Here is an 18,933-nt window from a genome sequence, read left to right as displayed (position 1 = left end):
CGCAATCCACTCCTCAACCTGGACACCCAAAAGCCTTGATACGTCTGCTGAAGTTCTTCTGGTGGTCTCTCGTCGCCGTCATCTGCGCGCTCGTGCTCGGTGTGAGCGGTGCGTTTCTGTATCTTAGCCCCAGCCTGCCCTCGGTCGACTCGCTCAGAAGCGTCCAGTTGCAAATCCCCCTGAGGGTGTACAGCAGCGACGGCAAGCTGATTGCCGAGTTCGGCGAAATGCGGCGCTCACCGATCAAGTTCCAGGAAATTCCCCCACAGTTCATCCAGGCGCTTCTGTCCGCCGAAGACGACAATTTCCTCAACCATTACGGGGTCGATCCGAGCAGCCTGATGCGCGCGGCATCGCAGCTGCTCAAGTCCGGGCATATCCAGACCGGCGGCAGCACCATCACCATGCAGGTGGCGAAGAACTTCTTCCTCAGCAGCGAGCGCAGCTTCTCGCGCAAGACCAACGAGATCCTTCTGGCCCTGCAGATCGAACGCGAGCTGACCAAGGACGAGATCCTCGAGCTCTACGTCAACAAGATCTACCTCGGCAACCGCGCCTATGGCATCGATGCCGCAGCGCAGGTGTACTACGGCAAGTCGATCCGCGACGTGAGCCTGGCGCAGATGGCGATGATCGCCGGCCTGCCCAAGGCGCCATCGCGTTTCAACCCGCTGGCCAACCCGGTACGCGCCAAGGAGCGCCGCGACTGGATCCTCGGGCGCATGTACAAGCTCGGCAAGATCGACGAAGCCAGCTACCAGGCGGCCCTGGCCGAACCGCTGAACGCCAGCTACCACGTGCCGACTCCGGAGGTGAACGCCCCCTACGTCGCCGAGATGGCCCGCGCCGAGATGGTCGGCCGCTACGGCAGCGACGCCTATACCGAAGGCTTCCGCGTCACCACCACGGTCCCGAGCGACATGCAGCAGATGGCCAACAGCGCGGTGCTCAACGGCCTCAGCGAGTACGACGAGCGCCACGGTTACCGCGGCCCCGAGGCACGCTTCCCGGGCAAGACGCGCGCGGCCTGGTTGCAGGAGCTGGGCAAGCAGCGCACCCTCGGCGGCCTGGAGCCGGCCATCGTCACCCAGGTCGAGAAGACCGGCCTGAAGGTGATGAGTCGCGGCGGCCTGGAAGAGAATGTGGCCTGGGACACCATGAAATGGGCGCGCCCGTACCTCAACAGCAACTCGCAGGGGCGCTCGCCGCAGTCGCCGGCCGACGTGGCTCAGGTCGGCGACCTGGTACGCCTGCAGCGCCTGGAGGATGGCAAGCTCAAGTTCAGCCAGGTGCCCGGCGCCCAGAGTGCCCTGGTCACCCTCGACCCGTACAACGGCGCCATCCGCGCCCTGGTCGGTGGTTTCTCCTTCGAACAGAGCAACTACAACCGCGCCATGCAGGCCAAGCGCCAGCCGGGTTCGAGCTTCAAGCCCTTCGTCTACAGCGCCGCGCTGGACAACGGCTACACCGCCGCCAGCCTGGTCAACGACGCGCCGATCGTGTTCGTCGACGAGTACCTGGACAAGGTCTGGCGCCCAAAGAACGACACCAATACCTTCCTTGGCCCGATCCGCATGCGCGAGGCGCTGTACAAGTCGCGCAACCTGGTCTCGATCCGCCTGCTGCAGGCCATGGGCGTGGACCGCACCATCGACTACATCGCCAAGTTCGGCTTCAACAAGCAGGACCTGCCGCGCAACCTGTCGCTGGCACTGGGCACCGCGACCCTGACGCCGATGGAGATCGCCACCGGCTGGAGCACCTTCGCCAACGGCGGCTACAAGATCAGCCCCTACCTGATCGAGCGCGTCGAAAGCCGCAACGGCGAAACCCTGTTCACCGCCAACCCGGCACGGGTGCCCCAGGGCAGCCAGGACCAGGCCGGCCTCGCCGCCCCCGAGCAGGCGATCAGCGTCGCGCCGATGCCGGGCGAAGCACCGTCGACCCTTGGCCAGGTCGCCCCGGCACCACAGGTACCCGCCGTGGCCGAGCAGATCATCGACGGCCGCACCTCGTACATTCTCACCAGCATGCTGCAGGATGTGATCAAGCGCGGCACCGGCCGTCGCGCCCTGGCCCTCGGCCGTGCGGACCTGGCGGGCAAGACCGGTACCACCAACGAGTCCAAGGACGCCTGGTTCTCCGGCTACAACGCCGACTACGTCACCACCGTCTGGGTCGGCTTCGACCAGCCGGAAACCCTGGGCCGACGCGAGTACGGCGGCACCGTGGCGCTGCCGATCTGGATGAGCTTCATGGGTGCGGCGCTGAAGGACAAGCCTGAGCACGCCCCGGCCGAACCTGAAGGCATTCTCAGCCTGCGCGTCGACCCGGTCAGCGGCCGCGCCGCCACGCCGGGCACGCCGAATGCCTACTTCGAACTGTTCAAGGCCGAGGACTCGCCACCGTCCGTGGACGAGCTGGGCAATGGCGCGGCACCTGGCAGCCCGCTGCCGGCGGACGAAGCGGCGCCGATGGATCTGTTCTGACCAGGTAAACGACAAACCTCAAAGGCAACTTCGATCCTGTGGGAGCGGGTTTACCCGCGAAGGCTTCAGCGAAGCCAACGATGCTTTCGCGGGTAAACCCGCTCCCACAATGGCTTCGGTGAATCCAAAAGCAAACAAAAAGCCCCGACTCTCACGAGCCAGGGCTTTTTCATGACGCTACGACCGGATCAGCCGTTGAACACGTCATCCACGCTTTTCAGCGGGTAGTGCTTCGGATACGGCAGGGTGGCCACGCCGGATTCGATGGCGGCCTTGGCCACGGCATCGGAAACCACGGTGATCAGGCGAGCATCCAGCGGCTTCGGAATGATGTACTCGCGACCGAACTCCAGACCTTGCACACCGTAGGCTTCGCAGACTTCCTTGGGCACCGGCAGCTTGGCCAGGTCCTTCAGGGCGATGGCGGCGGCAATCTTCATTTCTTCGTTGATGCGCTTGGCGCGAACGTCCAGGGCACCGCGGAAGATGAACGGGAAGCCCAGTACGTTGTTGACCTGGTTCGGGTAGTCGGAACGACCGGTGGCCATGATCACGTCGCTGCGGGTGGCGTGAGCCAGTTCCGGAGCAATTTCCGGGTCCGGGTTCGAGCAGGCGAACACGATCGGGTTGGCGGCCATCGACTTCAGGCCTTCGGCGCTCAGCAGGTTCGGACCGGACAGACCGACGAACACATCAGCGCCATCCAGGGCATCGGCCAGGGTGCGCTTGTCGGTGGCGTGGGCGAACTGGGCCTTGTACTGGTTCAGGTCGTCGCGGCCAGCGTGGATCACGCCGCTGCGGTCGATCATGAAGATGTTCTCGACCTTGGCACCCATGCTCACCAGCAGCTTCATGCAGGAGATGGCGGCGGCGCCGGCGCCCAGGCAGACGATCTTCGCCTCCTCGAGCTTCTTGCCGGCGATTTCCAGGGCGTTGATCATGCCCGCGGCGGTAACGATGGCGGTACCGTGCTGGTCATCGTGGAACACGGGAATGTCGCACTGCTCGATCAGGGTGCGCTCGATCTCGAAGCACTCAGGTGCCTTGATGTCTTCCAGGTTGATGCCGCCGAAGGTGATGGAGATGCGGCGAACGGTGTCGATGAAGGCCTGTGGGCTCTCAGACTCGACTTCGATATCGAACACGTCGATACCTGCGAAACGTTTGAACAGAACACCTTTGCCTTCCATCACCGGCTTGGAAGCCAGCGGGCCGAGGTCGCCCAGACCGAGGATGGCGGTGCCATCGGAGATCACCGCAACCAGGTTGCCCTTGCCGGTGTACTTGTAGGCCAGCTCCGGATCACGGCCGATCTCGCGCACGGGTTCGGCGACGCCTGGGCTGTAGGCCAGGGCGAGGTCACGGGCGGTGGCGGTGGGCTTGGAGAGCTCGACGCTCAGTTTCCCCGGACGGGGCTGGGCGTGGTATTCGAGAGCGGCGGTTTTCAGGTCTGACATGATGGGCATTCCGCTGTTTACTGTTCTGACGGACCGCCGAGGATACGCAAAGAGCCGGGGGGCGACAAGACTGCCCGGTCACTATGTGTCAAGGCCTTTGGCCTACGACTTTACGCTATAACCCACGGGGCTTACGGAAGCCAGTGTGTACAATCCAGCATAAGAATGTCTACAACTATTTAGCCTGGAACAGTCGCCAGCATGCTCGGATCGGTCAATGGCAACAGCCAGCGTCGCTGCCCGGGCTTGAGCCCGCCCTTGCGGGATCGATCCAGCACCCAGCCACGCGCCTCGACCTGGCGTCCCTTGAGGTTAGCGAAGAAGCTGGCGGGAAAGCGCTGCTGCAGACGAGCGGGGATCTGCAGCACTACCGCATCGTCGAGCTCCAGCCAGATACCGCCGCGGTTGCGCTCGATACCCTTGATCTGGCCGCCGATCACGGCAAAACCGGACTGCCTGACATCCCCCGCACGTACAACCGGCGACTGTCGCCACAACCCGGTTCCGGCGTTGCGCGCCTGCTGCTCGGCCTGTTGCTGACAGCCCGACAAGGCCACGTTGGGGACAATGGCAACCCGGTAGCCGAGGCCTTCGCTGAGCAGTTGTGCTTCGAGATTGTCGCCAGTACGGCTATAAATGTGCGCCAGGGTACGACCGTACTTGTCCTTGGGCTCTTCGCCCGGAACCAGGCCGACGCGGCCATCGCTGGCCTCGACCAGCGCCTGCAGGCGCCGCTTCGCGGCCTCGGCGTAGGGCTCGCTGGTGCGACCCTTGCGACCGATCTCGGGCGCATTGATGCCGATCAGCCGCACATTGCGTCCGTCACTCAGGCGCAGGGTATCGCCATCGACCACCTGGCGCACCGTCACCTGCTGCGGCTGCTCGGGCAACGGACAGAACGCCAGGGCCGGAAAATGCCAGATCGCGCCCACAAAAAAGGCGCCCACAAGGGGCGCCTTCTTTTGCAGCAACGCGAACCTCGAAAGATTCGCCATGCGCATGATTACTTCTTGGCACCGAACATGCCGAAGCGATCGGCGAACTTCTGTACGCGACCACCGGTGTCCAGGACTTTCTGCTTACCGGTGTAGAACGGGTGGCACAGGTTGCAAACGTCGATCGCCAGGACGCTGCCCAGGGTCGAACGGGTTTCAAACTTGTTGCCGCAGCTGCAGGTGACTGCAACTACTTCGTAGTTCGGATGAATATCTGCTTTCATGGTCACTTCCTCGAGCTGCGTGCCGCCACCCAACACCTATTGTTGAATACCGCACGTAATTAGGCGGCGAATAATACCAGAGCGCGGCCGCAGCGCAAGTTGTCGCTTGCACCGACCGTCGTCTGCTAGGCTCGTCTGCTTTGTGAAACGCCCTCCAGAGACTTTCCGCGTGTCCGACGTCATCCTGCGCATTGCCCTGCCCTCGCCCTTGCGTCGCCTGTTCGACTACCGGGCGCCCGCGAGCATGGCCCGCCAGGCGTTGACTCCAGGCATGCGCATCCGCGTGCCGTTCGGTCGCCGCGAGATGATCGGCGTGCTGGTGGAGGTCGCCACGCACAGCGAAGTCCCCGCCGACAAGCTCAAGCCGGCCAGCGCCCTGCTCGACCCGGTTTCGCCCGTGCCGCCTGCGCTGTTCAAGCTGTGCCTGTGGACAGCCCAGTACTACCAGCACAGCCTGGGCGACACCTTGAGCTGGGCCCTGCCGACCCTGCTGCGCCAGGGCGAGCTGGCCGAGGCGCGCCAGGAGCGCTTCTGGCACGTCGCCCCCGGCGCACGCCTGGAGGACCCGCGCATCGCCCGCGCCCCGCGCCAGCGCGATGCCCTCAAGACCCTGTCGCAGCACCCTCACGGCGTGGCCCACAGCCTGTTGAGCAAGCTCGGCCTGAACAAGGACAGCCTCGACCTGCTGCTGGCCAAGGAGCTGGTGACCGTCGAGATCCGCCGTCACCTGCCCGCCGCACGCCACGAGCACTGGCTGGCCCAGCCGGAGCTGCCGCTCAACGAGGAGCAGCGCGCGGCGTTCGAGGCGGTGCGCGCAGGCTTCGGCGCCTTCCACGCCTACCTGCTGGCCGGCGTTACCGGCAGCGGCAAGACCGAGGTCTACCTGCAGCTGATCCGCGAAACCCTCGAAGCCGGCAAGCAGGCGCTGATCCTGATCCCCGAGATCAATCTCGGCCCGCAGACCCTGCAACGCTTCGAGCAGCGCTTCAACGCCCGCATCGCCCTGCTGCACTCGGCGGTGGGCGACCGCGAGCGCCTGGACGCCTGGCTGGCGGCCCGCGACGGCGACGCCGACATCATCATCGGCACCCGCTCGGCGCTGTTCACGCCAATGAAGAACCCGGGCCTGATCATCATCGACGAGGAGCACGACGGCTCCTATAAACAGCAGGAAGGCCTGCGCTACCACGCCCGCGACCTGGCCGTGGTCCGCGCCCATCAGGAGAACATCCCGATCCTGCTGGGCTCGGCCACACCTTCACTGGAAAGCCTGCACAACGCCCATAGTGGCCGCTACGGCCTGCTGCGCATGAACCAGCGCGCCGGCGGTGCCAAGGCACCACGCTTCCTGCGCCTGGATGTGCGCAGCCTGCCGCTGGACAGCGGCATCAGCGGCCCGCTGCAACAGGCTATCCGCCAGACCCTGGAGGCTGGGCAGCAGGTGCTGGTGTTCCTCAACCGCCGCGGCTTCGCCCCGACACTTCTGTGCCACGACTGCGGCTGGCTCTCCGAATGCCCGCGCTGCGATGCGCGCATGACCGTGCACCAGCGCTCCGCCGTGCTGCGCTGCCACCATTGCGGCTACGACGAACGCCTGCCGTTGCAGTGCCCACAGTGCGCCCACGTCGACCTGCGCCCGGTGGGGGCCGGTACCGAGCGCGCCGAAGAGCGGCTCAAGGTGCTGTTCCCCGACTACCCGATCCTGCGCGTGGACCGCGACAGCACCTCGCGCAAGGACGCCATGCACAACCTGTTCGCCACCATCCAGCGCGGCCAGCCGAGCATCCTGGTGGGCACCCAGATGCTAGCCAAGGGGCACCACTTCCCCCGCGTCACCCTGGTGGCGATTCTCGATGCCGACGGCGGACTGTTCTCCGGCGACTTCCGCGCCAGCGAGCGCATGGCCCAGCTGATCGTCCAGGTCGCCGGTCGCGCCGGACGCGCCGAGGAACCGGGCAAGGTCATCGTGCAGACCCACCTGGCCGACCATCCGCTGCTGGTGCAACTGACCGAGCAGGGCTACTTCGCCTTCGCCGAGCAGGCCCTGAGCGAACGTCGCGCCGCCGGCCTGCCGCCGTTCGCCCACCTGGCCCTGCTGCGTGCGGATGCGCACAAGCCGGGCCAGGCCGAGAGCTTCCTCGACGAAGCCTGCGCCGCCGCCGAGCGGGTCATGGCCGAACAGGGCCTGCACGGCATCGAGCTGCTGGGGCCGGTCCCTGCGCCCATGGAACGACGGGCGGGCCGCTTCCGCGCGCAACTATTGCTCCAGGCCAATGCCCGGGCTCAGTTGCATCGACTGATCAGTGCCTGGTTGCTAGTGTTGGAGCAGATGCCATCGGGGCGGCAGGTGCGCTGGTCGCTGGATGTCGATCCGGTGGACCTGTACTGAGAGATTGAACGGTCCGTGGGAGCGGGCTTGCCCCGCGATTGCGCCCATCGCGGGGCAAGCCCGCTCCCACGCCTGACCAGCGATACCGGCCAAAAGGTTGGCAACCCGCCCCCGGCAACGGATAATGCCCAGTTTTTCCACCTGCGCATCGAAGCGCTCCACCGCGCTTGCGGTCGAAAAGAGAATCCCATGAAAGACACCATTCGCCAGCTGATCCAGCAAGCCCTCACCCAACTCGCCACCGACGGTGTGCTGCCTGAAGGGCTGACGCCGGCGATCCAGGTGGAAAACGCCCGGGACAAGACCCACGGCGACTTCGCCAGCAACATCGCCATGATGCTGGCCAAGCCTGCCGGCATGAAGCCCCGTGACCTGGCTGAAAAACTCATCGCCAGCCTGCCGGCCAGCCCCGACATCACCAAGGTCGAGATCGCCGGCCCCGGTTTCCTGAACTTCTTCCAGAACACCGATGCCCTGGCTAACCGCCTCGACGCCGCCCTGGCCGACGGGCACCTGGGCGTGCGCAAGACCGGTCCGGCCGAGAAGGTGGTGATCGACATGTCGGCGCCGAACCTGGCCAAGGAAATGCACGTCGGCCACCTGCGCTCGACCATCATCGGCGACAGCGTGGCCCGCGTGCTGGAATTCCTGGGTGATAACGTCATCCGCCAGAACCACGTTGGCGACTGGGGTACCCAGTTCGGCATGTTGATGGCCTACCTGCAGGAAAACCCGATCACCAGCGATGAGCTGTCTGACCTGGAAAACTTCTACCGCGCAGCGAAAAAGCGCTTCGACGAGTCTGAAGAATTCGCCACCCGCGCCCGCGGCCTGGTGGTCAAGCTGCAGGCCGGCGACCCGGACTGCCTGGCGCTGTGGACGCGCTTCAAGGACATCTCGCTGTCGCACTGCCAGAAGACCTACGAACTGCTCAACGTCAAGCTGACCATGGCCGACGTGATGGGCGAGAGCGCCTACAACGCCGACCTGGCCAACGTGGTCGCCGACCTCAAGGCCAAGGGCCTGCTGGTCGAGGACCAGGGTGCCCAGTGCGTGTTCCTCGATGAATTCAAGAACGCCGAGGGCGAGCCACTGCCGGTGATCGTGCAGAAGGCCGACGGCGGCTACCTGTACGCCACCACCGACCTGGCCGCCGTGCGCTATCGCAGCAACAAGCTGCAGGCCGACCGCGCCCTGTACTTCGTCGACCAGCGTCAGGCCCTGCACTTCAACCAGGTGTTCGAAGTGGCCCGTCGCGCCGGCTTCGTCGGCCATCCGATGAAGATGGAGCACATGGGCTTCGGCACCATGAACGGCGCCGATGGCCGCCCGTTCAAGACCCGTGATGGCGGTACCGTCAAGCTGATCGACCTGCTCACCGAAGCCAAGGACCGCGCCTACGCGCTGGTCAAGGAGAAAAACCCGTCGCTGGCCGAGGACGAACTGCGCCACATCGGCGAGGTGGTCGGCATCGGCGCGGTCAAGTACGCCGACCTGTCCAAGCACCGCACCAGCGACTACAGCTTCAACTTCGAACTGATGCTCAATTTCGAAGGCAACACCGCGCCGTATCTGCTGTACGCCTACACCCGCGTGGCCGGCGTGTTCCGCAAGCTCGGCAAGGGCTTCGCCGAAGTCGACGGCAGCATCGTCCTGCAGGCAGCGCACGAGCAGGACCTGGCCGCGCGCCTGGCGCAGTTTGGCGAGATCCTCAACAACGTCGCCGAAAAAGGCACGCCGCACGTGCTGTGCAGCTACCTGTACGACCTCGCCGGCCTGTTCTCCAGCTTCTACGAGAACTGCCCGATCCTCTCCGCCGAAACCACCGAACAGCAGCAGAGCCGCCTGCGCCTGGCCGCCCTGACCGGCCGCACCCTCAAGCAGGGCCTGGAACTGCTCGGCCTGGAAACCCTGGAGCGCATGTAAGTTGGCTGCAAAGAAGAAACCCGCACCCAAGCGCGGCGCCAGCCGTTCCCAGCCGCCTGCCAGCAAGCAGCCGATCCCGGGCTGGGTGTGGCTGGCGGTTGGCCTGACGGTCGGCGCCTTCATCGTTTTCCTGATGAAGCTCGAGCCGGGCGGTGACGACATCAAACGCACCAAGCCCGAGCAGCACAAGCCGGAGAAAGTCGCCGAGGCGAGCAAGACCACCACGCCGACGCCACAGCAACCGGTGAAGCCGAAGTACGACTTCTATACCCTGCTGCCGGAGTCGGAAGTGATCGTGCCGCCCGAGGCCGTGCCGGAGAAAACCCCGCCGGTACCGGCGCAGCCGCCTGTGCCTAGCACGCCGGTCACGCCAGCGGAAGCGGCGAAGATCGACACCGCCCGCGCCCAGGCCGCGCTGCTGGGGCAGACGCCGCCACCGGCACCTCCGGTGATCAAGCCGGCAGCCACCACCCAGTTCTTCCTGCAGGCCGGCTCGTTCCGCAAGCAGGCAGACGCCGACAAGGTTCGCGCGCAGATCATCCTGCTCGGCCAGGCGGTCAAGGTGGAGTCGGGCACGGTCAAGGAAGAAACCTGGTACCGCGTGATGGTCGGCCCGTTCAGCAACCGCGAACAGCTGACCGTGGCGCAGAAGCAACTGGCCGGGGCAGGCTTCAGCAACCTGCTGCTGCAACAGCGGCGCCAGTAACGAAAAAGGCCTTGCCGCACTCCGCGACAAGGCCTTTTTTCATACCCGGCGACGCTCGGCGTTGACCTGGGAGATCTGGCTGTTGAGCGTCCAGAAGTCATACAGCACCCCCAGCAGGAACAGACCACCGGTGAACAGGTAGATCAAGGCACTGATCCACTTGCCCTGGTACAGCCGGTGCACCCCGAAAATTCCCAGGAAAGTCAGCAGGATCCACGCCAGGTTGTAATCCACACCGCCCGACTCGAAGCGCATGTCCGCCTCGCGGTCCATCGACGGGATCAGGAACAGGTCGATCAGCCAGCCGATGCCCAGCAGCCCGAGGGTGAAGAACCAGATCGTCCCGGTGATCGGCTTGCCGTAGTAGAAACGGTGCGAGCCGGTGAAACCGAAGATCCACAGCAGATAGCCGAGGACCTTGCTGTGGGTGTCGTGCGAAGGGGCACCCTGTTGATAACCATTCATTCGAAGCCCTCGTGGGATAGCCGAAAATTTTCTAACGAAAAATGTGACTTTTTCGTTTTGACCCGACATATGGTACGTGGCTGAGCGACCAACGGATCAGAATTTGATCAAAAAGCTGTTATAAAGTTGCGCGCCAACACTTATAAAGAGCTTCATCTATGCCACCTTTCTTCAAGACATGGCTGACCCTCTGCCTTTTATTACCCCTGGCCGCCCACGCCACCAACCGTGAGCAACGTCTTCCAAGCGGATTCACCGGTTACACGACCAACGCCGACGCCACGGTGAAACGCGCCCCGATCCAGTACCGCAGCACCAACAGCCTGCGCGCGCGCCCGGCCAATGCGGCCAAGCAGCACGCCGTGGGCATGCAGGCGGTGGCGATGTCGCCGAAGCAGAGCAGCGAAGTGCTCAGCCGTGCGGTGAACGTGCTCGGCACGCCCTATCGCTGGGGCGGCAGCAGCCCGAAGAAGGGCTTCGACTGCAGCGGCCTGGTCAAGTATGCGTTCAACGATGTGGCGGATGTCGACCTGCCGCGCACCTCCAATGCCATGGCCCAGGGTCAGGGCGTCAAGGTGGCCAAGGGCGACCTCAAGCCAGGCGACCTGATCTTTTTCAACATCAAGAGCCGTCGGGTCAACCACGTCGCCATCTACCTGGGCAACGACCGCTTCATCCACGCGCCGCGCACCGGCAAGCGGGTGAGCATCGACAGCCTGGAGAAGCCTTACTGGCAGAAGCACTACGTGGTAGCCAAGCGCGTGCTGCCCAAGCAGCAGCAACAGGCGCTGAGCCTGGCCAAACGCTGAAACGCCCAGCAGTCCCTGTGGGAGATCGAAGGGAACCATGATTCCGCGCCCAGCGCGAACTCTGTGGGAGAGTATTAGCCGCGAAACAAGCGACGCGGAGGATGGCACCGGCTCTGCCGGTGTTCGCGGCTAAAGCCGCTCCCACAGGGACTGCGGTGCACTTTCAGTCTCTGTGGACGTTCCTAACCCACTATCAAACCCCGCGCCTCCAGCGCCTGCAGCGCCCCCTCCATCGTGCACATCCCCGCCGCCGCACCAGCCTGCATCAGCGAATGGATCTGCGCCAGGCGCCCCTCACGTATCAGGTTGCGCACCGCTGGCGTCGCCACCAGCACCTCCCGCGCCGCGACCCGCCCACCGCCTGATCGCCGCACCAGCACCTGCGCGACCACCAGCTGCAGGGCGTCAGCCAGCATGCTGCGCACCAGCGGCTTTTCCTCCGGCGCGAACACCTCCACCAGCCGGTCGATGCTGTTCACCGCCGATCGCGTATGCACGGTGGCCAGCACCAGGTGCCCGGTCTCCGCGGCGCGCAACGCCAGGCGAATGCTGTGCAGATCGCGCAGCTCGCCGATCATGATCACGTCCGGGTCCTGACGCAGGGCACTGCGCAGGGCCTGGGCAAAGTCACGGCTATGCAGGCCGATCTCTCGCTGGTTGACCAGGCTGCGCTGACTGCCGTGGATGAACTCGATCGGGTCCTCGAGCGTGACGATATGCAATGCGTATTCGCGGTTGAGCCGATCGATCAGCGCCGCGAGGGTGCTCGACTTGCCGCTGCCGGTGGCACCACCGACCAGGACCAGGCCATCCCGGTACCGGGAGATGATTTGAAACACATGCACCAGATCAAGTGCCTCCAGACAGGGCACGCTCGCGGGGACCAAACGTACGCTGGCACTCGGACCATTGCGCTGGCGGAACAGGTTCAGCCGAAAACGCCCCAGTCCATCCAGGCTCACCGCCAGGTCCAGCTCATCCCCGGCCGCCCACTGCCGCCGCTGCTCGCTATCAAGCAGACCCGCCATCCCGTTTTCCAGCGCCCCTGTCGTCAGCAGCGCAAGGTCCAGGCGCTGCAACACCCCATCCACACGCAGCAGCGGCTGCTCGCCAGCAGCCAGATGCAGGTCGCTGGCACCGGCAGCCAGGGCCCGGCCCAACAGGTCGGTCACATCCATGAGACTCCCCAACGGCGATCAAGCAGGTAGAATGCCGCTGACCCCAAAGCCGTCGGCGACGAACCATGTCCACCCTAGCAGACAACATTGGCGCCATTGCCACCCGCATCGACAGCGCGGCCAGGGCCGCCGGACGCGACCCGGCCAGCATCCAGCTGCTGGCGGTGAGCAAGACCAAGCCCGCCAGCGCCATCCGCGAGGCCTTTGCGGCCGGGCTGCGCGATGTGGGCGAAAACTACCTTCAGGAAGCCCTGACAAAACAACAGGCGCTTTCCGACCTGCCCTTGATCTGGCACTTCATCGGCCCCATCCAGTCGAACAAGACCAAGGCCATCGCCGAGCATTTCGACTGGGTACATTCCGTGGACCGCCTGAAGATCGCCCAACGCCTCTCCGAACAACGCCCTGCCGGCCTGGCGCCGCTGAACGTCTGCCTGCAGGTCAACGTCAGCGGCGAGGACAGCAAGTCCGGCTGCATGCCCGCCGAGCTGCCGGCCCTGGCCCAGGCGGTGAACGCCCTGCCCGGCCTGCGCCTGCGCGGCCTGATGGCGATTCCGGAGCCGACCGAGGACCGCGCCGAGCAGGAGGCCGCCTTTGCCATCCTGCGCCAGCTCCAGGAGCAGCTGGGCCTCGGCCTGGACACCCTGTCGATGGGCATGAGCCACGACCTGGAAGCCGCCATCGCCCAAGGTGCGACCTGGGTCCGCATCGGCACCGCCCTGTTCGGCGCCCGCGACTACGGACAGCCCTGAATCCATGCTTAACTCACTCTTTCCTTCAAGGACCTGACATGAGCAAGACTCGTATTGCCTTTATCGGTGCCGGCAACATGGCCGCCAGCCTGATCGGCGGCCTGCGTGCCCAGGGCCTGGACGCCGCGCAGATCCGCGCCAGCGACCCGGGTGCCGAAACCCGTGCGCGGATCCAGGCCGAGCACGGCATTGATGCCTTCGAAAACAACGCCCAGGCCATCGAGGGCGTGGACGTGATCGTGCTGGCGGTCAAGCCGCAGGTCATGAAGGCGGTCTGCGAAACACTGAAGCCGAACCTCAAGCCCGGCCAGCTGGTGGTTTCCATTGCCGCCGGCATCACCTGTGCCAGCCTGCAGGCCTGGCTGGGCGCGATCCCGGTGGTGCGCTGCATGCCCAACACCCCGGCGCTGCTGCGCCAGGGCGTCAGCGGCCTGTATGCCACCGGGGAAGTGTCCGCCGAGCAGCGCCAGCAGGCCGAACAGCTGCTGTCGGCGGTCGGCACCGCCTTGTGGCTGGACGAAGAACAACAGCTGGATGCCGTCACCGCCGTCTCCGGCAGCGGCCCGGCCTATTTCTTCCTGCTGATCGAAGCCATGACCGCCGCCGGCGAGAAACTCGGCCTGCCGCGTGAAACCGCCTCGCAACTCACCCTGCAGACCGCCCTGGGCGCCGCGCGCATGGCGGTTGCCAGCGATGTCGACGCCGCCGAATTGCGCCGCCGCGTGACCTCGCCGGCCGGCACCACGGAAGCGGCGATCAAGTCGTTCCAGGCCAGCGGTTTCGAGGCAATCGTCGAGCAGGCACTTCAGGCCGCGGCGAAACGTTCCGCCGAACTGGCCGAACAACTGGGCAAATAAGGAGCCATTGATGAATGCATTGTCCGGCGCCGCGATCTTCGTGGTGCAAACCCTGGTCAGCCTGTACCTGGTGATCGTCCTGCTGCGCTTCGTGCTGCAGCTGGTCAAGGCCGACTTCTACAACCCGCTGAGCCAGTTCGCCGTGCGCGCCACCCAGCCGCTGCTCAAGCCGCTGCGCCGGGTGGTCCCCAGCATCGCCGGCCTGGATACCTCCTCGCTGCTGCTGTCGATCCTGATCCAGGCACTGCTGATGGCCTTCGTGCTGATGGTCACCTACGGCACCTTCGGCGACATCCTGCACCTGGTGATGTGGTCGATCCTGGGCATCACCTCGCTGTTCCTGAAGATCTTCTGGGTGGCGATGATCGTCATGGTCATCGTCTCGTGGGTCGCGCCGAACAGCCACAACCCCGCCGCCGAACTGGCCTACCAGATCAGCGAGCCGGTGCTGGCGCCGTTCCGCCGCCTGGTGCCGAACCTCGGCGGCATGGACATTTCGCCGATCTTCGCCTTCATCGCCATCCAGGTGATCCAGTCGTTCCTGATGCCCCAGCTGGCGGCCTACGCCGGCATGCCGCAAGAGCTGTGGCGGATGATCTGACCCGCACCGCACCCAGCGGCAAGCCTTTGCTTGCCGCTGGGGGTAGCGCTCTTTAGACTTACGCCTCCGTCAAGCGTGAGCAGGGTCGATGTCCACTGTCCTTCCCGAAGATTCCGTCGGTCTGGTAACACCGCAGATTGCCCGATTCGATGAACCGCTGGCCCTGGCTTGTGGCCGCTCCCTGGCCTCGTACGAGCTCATCTACGAAACCTATGGCACCCTCAACAGCACTGCCAGCAATGCCGTGCTGATCTGCCATGCGTTGTCCGGCCATCACCATGCCGCCGGCTACCATGCCGCCACCGACCGCAAGCCGGGCTGGTGGGACAGCTGCATCGGCCCCGGCAAGCCGATCGACACCAACCGCTTCTTCGTGGTCAGCCTGAACAACCTGGGTGGCTGCAACGGCAGCACCGGCCCCGGCAGCCTCAACCCGGCCACCGGTAAGCCCTACGGCGCCGACTTCCCGGTGCTGACCGTGGAGGACTGGGTGCACAGCCAGGCGCGCCTGGCCGACCACTTAGGTGTACAGACCTGGGCCGCCATCGTCGGCGGCAGCCTCGGCGGCATGCAGGCATTGCAGTGGACCATCACCTACCCGGACCGCGTGCGCCACTGCGTGGACATCGCCTCGGCGCCCAAGCTGTCGGCGCAGAACATCGCCTTCAACGAAGTGGCGCGCCAGGCCATCCTCACCGACCCCGAGTTCCACGGCGGCTCGTTCCAGGACCAGGGCGTGATCCCCAAGCGCGGCCTGATGCTGGCGCGCATGGTCGGCCACATCACCTACCTGTCCGACGACTCGATGGGCGAGAAATTCGGCCGCGAGCTCAAGAGCGACAAGCTCAACTACGACTTCCACAGCGTCGAGTTCCAGGTCGAGAGCTACCTGCGCTACCAGGGCGAGGAGTTCTCCGGGCGTTTCGACGCCAACACCTACCTGCTGATGACCAAGGCACTGGACTACTTCGACCCGGCCGCGGCCCATGGCGGCGACCTGGCGGCAACCCTGGCCCATGTCACGGCGGACTATTGCATCATGTCGTTCACCACCGACTGGCGCTTCTCGCCGGCCCGCTCGCGGGAGATCGTCGACGCCCTGATGGCCGCGCGCAAGAACGTCTGCTACCTGGACATCGACTCGCCCTACGGCCACGACGCCTTCCTCATCCCGACGCCCCGCTACATGCAGGGCTTCGCGAACTACATGAACCGCATCGCCCTCTGAGGACCGCATGAGAGCCGACCTGGAAATCATCCAAGACTGGATCCCCGCCGGCAGCCGGGTCCTCGACCTGGGCTGCGGCAACGGCGAACTGCTGGCCTCCTTGCGCGAGCGCAAGAATGTCACCGGCTATGGCCTGGAGATCGACGCCGACAACATCGCCGCCTGCGTGGCCAAGGGCGTCAACGTCATCGAACAGGACCTGGACAAGGGCCTGGGCAACTTCGCCAGCAACAGTTTCGACGTGGTGGTCATGACCCAGGCCCTGCAGGCCGTGGAATACCCCGACCGGATCCTCGACGAGATGCTGCGGGTGGGCCGCCAGTGCATCATCACCTTCCCCAATTTCGGCCACTGGCGCTGCCGCTGGTACCTGGCGACCAAGGGTCGCATGCCGGTTTCGGACTTCATGCCGTATACCTGGTACAACACCCCGAACATCCACTTCTGCACCTTCGAGGACTTCGAGAACCTGTGCCATGAGCGCCACGCCAAGGTCCTCGACCGCCTGGCCGTCGACCGTCTGCACCGTAACGGGTTGGGTGGGCGGCTTTGGCCTAATCTTCTAGGTGAGATCGGTATCTATCGGGTCAGCAGCCCGGGCCTGCAGGAGCATCAGCTCGCGGTCTGACCCTCGCGAACGGAGGAATGGGATCATGCGTCGACTAGCACTGTTTCTGATCAGCCTGTGCCTGGCCTTGCCGGTACTGGCTGCCGATGCCGCCAGGCCTGACCGCAAGGAAGTGTTCGGCGATGTGACGGTCCACTACAGCGCCTTCACCTCGAGCATGCTGCAACCGGAAATCGCCGCCGCCACGGGCCTGACCCGCAGCAAGAACCAGGGCGTGCTCAACATCGCCGTGCTCAAGGCCGAGAAGCCTGCAACGGCGGTGGTCAGCGGTACGGTGAAGGACCTGACCGGGCGCAGCAACCCGCTGTCGTTCAAGCAGATCACCGACCAGGGCGCGGTCTACTACATCGCCCAGTTCAAGATCGACCAGGCCGAGACCGTCACTTTCGATATCAACGTCGAAACCGGCGGCGTCAGTCATAAACTCAGCTTCAACCAGGAAGTGTTCCCAGGCGAATGATGAATCTTACGCAACTCGTATTGGCCAGCCACAACGCCGGCAAGCTCAAGGAACTGCAGGCCATGCTCGGCGAATCCGTGCACCTGCGCTCGATCGGCGAATTCAGCCAGGTGGAGCCGGAAGAGACCGGCCTGTCGTTCGTCGAGAACGCCATCCTCAAGGCGCGCAACGCCGCACGCATCTCCGGCCTGCCGGCCCTGGCCGACGATTCGGGCCTGGCAGTGGACTTCCTCGGCGGCGCGCCGGGCATCTACTCGGCGCGCTACGCCGACGGCAAGGGCGACGCGGCGAACAACGCCAAGCTGCTCGAAGCGCTCCAGGACGTGCCTGAAGACCAGCGCGGCGCACAGTTCGTCTGCGTCCTGGCCTTGGTGCGGCATGCCGACGATCCGCTGCCGATCCTCTGCGAAGGCCTGTGGCACGGCAGCATCCTGTTCGAGGCCAGCGGTGAGCACGGCTTCGGCTACGACCCGCTGTTCTGGGTCCCGGAGCGCCAGTGCTCCAGCGCCGACCTCGCCCCGGTCGACAAGAACCAGCTCAGCCACCGCGCTCGCGCCATGGCCCTGCTGCGTCAACGTCTGGGCCTGGCATGACCGAAAAGCTGTTCGTGCAACCGGCGGGCCTGATCCTTCCCGAACTCCCGCCGCTGTCGCTATACATCCATATTCCCTGGTGCGTGCGCAAATGCCCGTACTGCGACTTCAACTCGCACCAGGCCGGCCCGAAGCTGCCTGAAGCCGAATACATCGATGCCCTGCTGGCCGACCTTGACCAGGAACTGCCTGCCGTCCAGGGCCGCTCCATCAGCACGATCTTCTTCGGCGGCGGCACCCCCAGTCTGTTCAGCGCCGATGCACTGGGTCGCCTGCTGCGCGGAGTCGAGCAACGCATCCCGTTCGCCCCGGACATCGAGATCACCCTCGAGGCCAACCCGGGCACCTTCGAGCAGGAGAAGTTCAAGGCCTACCGGCAGACCGGCATCAACCGCCTGTCCATCGGCGTGCAGAGTTTCCAGCCCGCCAAGCTCGAGAAGCTCGGGCGCATCCACAATGGTGCCGAAGCGGTGCGTGCCGCCGACATGGCCCGGGCGGCAGGCTTCGACAACTTCAACATGGACCTGATGCACGGCCTGCCGGACCAGTCGCTCGACGACGCCCTGGGCGACCTGCGTCAGGCCGTCGAACTGGCGCCGACGCACCTGTCCTGGTACCAGCTGACGGTAGAGCCGAACACGGTGTTCTGGAACCAGCCGCCTGAGCTGCCCGAGGACGACATCCTCTGGGATATCCAGGAAGCCGGCCAGGCGCTGATGGCCGAGCACGGTTACCGCCAGTACGAAGTCTCGGCCTACGCCCAGGCCGGTCGTGCCGCGCGGCACAACCTGAACTACTGGCGCTTCGGCGACTTCATCGGCATCGGTGCCGGTGCCCACGGCAAACTGTCGTTCCCCGACGGGCGCATCCTGCGCACCTGGAAGACCCGCCTGCCCAAGGACTACCTGAACCCGTCCAAGCCGTTCAAGGCCGGCGAGAAGCTGCTGCCGGCCGATGAGCTACCCTTCGAGTTCCTGATGAACGCGCTACGCCTCACCGACGGCGTGGAGGCCGAACTGTTCAGCCTGCGCACCGGTCTGCCCCTGGCACAACTGGCCGAAGCCCGCCGAGAAGCCGAACAAAAGGGCCTTTTGCGGGTCGAACCGGATCGGCTGGCAGCCACACCGCGTGGCCAGCTGTTCCTCAACGACCTGCTGCAGTACTTCTTGAATTAAG

Annotated in this window: 18 protein-coding genes; 13 read left to right on the top strand and 5 right to left on the bottom strand. The window is 65.1% G+C overall.

What is annotated here, in order from left to right; all coding sequences use genetic code 11:
• The first annotated feature begins 38 nt into the window (after positions 1–38).
• Positions 39–2,489 (top strand): penicillin-binding protein 1A, encoded by a 2,451-nt coding sequence (locus PRtIB026_RS04835; RefSeq protein WP_420713655.1) that lies wholly within the window; start codon positions 39–41, stop codon positions 2,487–2,489.
• 188 nt (positions 2,490–2,677) lie between these two features.
• Here the strand turns inward: PRtIB026_RS04835 and PRtIB026_RS04830 are convergent, their stop codons facing one another.
• The 3 genes from PRtIB026_RS04830 to rpmE all read right to left on the bottom strand — a co-directional run bounded on the left by PRtIB026_RS04830 (position 2,678) and on the right by rpmE (position 5,165).
• A complete protein-coding gene (locus PRtIB026_RS04830; protein ID WP_110735339.1) occupies positions 2,678–3,946 on the bottom strand; it encodes a malic enzyme-like NAD(P)-binding protein in 1,269 nt (422 codons plus the stop codon).
• Between the two features lie 179 nt (positions 3,947–4,125).
• A complete protein-coding gene (locus PRtIB026_RS04825; RefSeq protein WP_203648502.1) occupies positions 4,126–4,947 on the bottom strand; it encodes a thermonuclease family protein in 822 nt (273 codons plus the stop codon).
• A 2-nt stretch (positions 4,948–4,949) separates the two neighbouring features.
• Positions 4,950–5,165 (bottom strand): 50S ribosomal protein L31, encoded by a 216-nt coding sequence (gene rpmE, locus PRtIB026_RS04820; RefSeq protein ID WP_110735343.1) that lies wholly within the window; start codon positions 5,163–5,165, stop codon positions 4,950–4,952.
• 169 nt (positions 5,166–5,334) lie between these two features.
• Between rpmE and PRtIB026_RS04815 the strand changes: the two genes are divergently transcribed.
• The 3 genes from PRtIB026_RS04815 to PRtIB026_RS04805 all read left to right on the top strand — a co-directional run bounded on the left by PRtIB026_RS04815 (position 5,335) and on the right by PRtIB026_RS04805 (position 10,186).
• Entirely contained in the window at positions 5,335–7,554 is a 2,220-nt protein-coding gene (locus tag PRtIB026_RS04815; protein WP_203648504.1) for a primosomal protein N', read from the top strand.
• A gap of 189 nt (positions 7,555–7,743) precedes the next feature.
• Positions 7,744–9,480: an arginine--tRNA ligase gene (argS, locus tag PRtIB026_RS04810; RefSeq protein ID WP_203648506.1), complete on the top strand. Its 1,737-nt coding sequence runs from the start codon at positions 7,744–7,746 to the stop codon at positions 9,478–9,480.
• 1 nt (position 9,481) lies between these two features.
• The gene (locus PRtIB026_RS04805; RefSeq protein ID WP_096049169.1) at positions 9,482–10,186 is read left to right on the top strand and encodes an SPOR domain-containing protein; all 705 of its coding nucleotides are present in this window, start codon (positions 9,482–9,484) and stop codon (positions 10,184–10,186) included.
• Between the two features lie 39 nt (positions 10,187–10,225).
• On the opposite strand, the gene PRtIB026_RS04800 is transcribed toward PRtIB026_RS04805, so the two are convergent.
• Positions 10,226–10,651: an NINE protein gene (locus PRtIB026_RS04800; RefSeq protein ID WP_023630210.1), complete on the bottom strand. Its 426-nt coding sequence runs from the start codon at positions 10,649–10,651 to the stop codon at positions 10,226–10,228.
• A 158-nt stretch (positions 10,652–10,809) separates the two neighbouring features.
• On the opposite strand from PRtIB026_RS04800, the gene PRtIB026_RS04795 reads away from it, so the two are divergent.
• Positions 10,810–11,460 carry a C40 family peptidase gene (locus PRtIB026_RS04795; protein WP_203648508.1) on the top strand — a complete coding sequence of 217 codons (651 nt, stop codon included), beginning with the start codon at positions 10,810–10,812 and terminating at the stop codon, positions 11,458–11,460.
• A 182-nt stretch (positions 11,461–11,642) separates the two neighbouring features.
• Here the strand turns inward: PRtIB026_RS04795 and PRtIB026_RS04790 are convergent, their stop codons facing one another.
• The gene (locus PRtIB026_RS04790) at positions 11,643–12,638 is read right to left on the bottom strand and encodes a type IV pilus twitching motility protein PilT (protein ID WP_203648510.1); all 996 of its coding nucleotides are present in this window, start codon (positions 12,636–12,638) and stop codon (positions 11,643–11,645) included.
• A gap of 65 nt (positions 12,639–12,703) precedes the next feature.
• Here PRtIB026_RS04790 and PRtIB026_RS04785 point away from each other — a divergent pair, with 65 nt between their 5' ends.
• The 8 genes from PRtIB026_RS04785 (at position 12,704) to hemW (ending at position 18,932) form a co-directional block, all read left to right on the top strand.
• Positions 12,704–13,390, top strand: coding sequence for a YggS family pyridoxal phosphate-dependent enzyme (locus PRtIB026_RS04785; RefSeq protein WP_203648512.1), 687 nt, complete (start codon positions 12,704–12,706; stop codon positions 13,388–13,390).
• A gap of 38 nt (positions 13,391–13,428) precedes the next feature.
• Positions 13,429–14,247: a pyrroline-5-carboxylate reductase gene (gene proC / locus PRtIB026_RS04780; protein ID WP_244670941.1), complete on the top strand. Its 819-nt coding sequence runs from the start codon at positions 13,429–13,431 to the stop codon at positions 14,245–14,247.
• A gap of 10 nt (positions 14,248–14,257) precedes the next feature.
• Positions 14,258–14,848: a YggT family protein gene (locus PRtIB026_RS04775; RefSeq protein ID WP_203648514.1), complete on the top strand. Its 591-nt coding sequence runs from the start codon at positions 14,258–14,260 to the stop codon at positions 14,846–14,848.
• Between the two features lie 88 nt (positions 14,849–14,936).
• On the top strand, positions 14,937–16,076 hold the full coding sequence (gene metX, locus PRtIB026_RS04770) for a homoserine O-succinyltransferase MetX (protein WP_203648516.1): 1,140 nt from the start codon (positions 14,937–14,939) through the stop codon (positions 16,074–16,076).
• A gap of 7 nt (positions 16,077–16,083) precedes the next feature.
• On the top strand, positions 16,084–16,704 hold the full coding sequence (gene metW / locus PRtIB026_RS04765; RefSeq protein ID WP_011531735.1) for a methionine biosynthesis protein MetW: 621 nt from the start codon (positions 16,084–16,086) through the stop codon (positions 16,702–16,704).
• A gap of 25 nt (positions 16,705–16,729) precedes the next feature.
• Positions 16,730–17,164, top strand: a complete 435-nt coding sequence (locus PRtIB026_RS04760; protein ID WP_203648518.1) for a DUF4426 domain-containing protein — start codon at positions 16,730–16,732, stop codon at positions 17,162–17,164.
• On the top strand, positions 17,161–17,757 hold the full coding sequence (gene rdgB / locus PRtIB026_RS04755; RefSeq protein ID WP_203648526.1) for an RdgB/HAM1 family non-canonical purine NTP pyrophosphatase: 597 nt from the start codon (positions 17,161–17,163) through the stop codon (positions 17,755–17,757). Before PRtIB026_RS04760 ends, rdgB begins: the two co-directional genes overlap by 4 nt.
• Entirely contained in the window at positions 17,754–18,932 is a 1,179-nt protein-coding gene (hemW, locus tag PRtIB026_RS04750) for a radical SAM family heme chaperone HemW (RefSeq protein WP_203648533.1), read from the top strand. Before rdgB ends, hemW begins: the two co-directional genes overlap by 4 nt.
• The last annotated feature ends 1 nt before the right edge of the window (position 18,933 follow it).

Origin of the sequence: Pseudomonas sp. RtIB026, assembly GCF_016861355.2 — a bacterium.
In the GTDB taxonomy this organism is placed as follows: Bacteria; Pseudomonadota; Gammaproteobacteria; order Pseudomonadales; family Pseudomonadaceae; genus Aquipseudomonas; species Aquipseudomonas peradeniyensis.
Note: the sequence above shows the minus strand (reverse complement) of the source record. Positions and strands in the feature narration are given on the sequence as shown.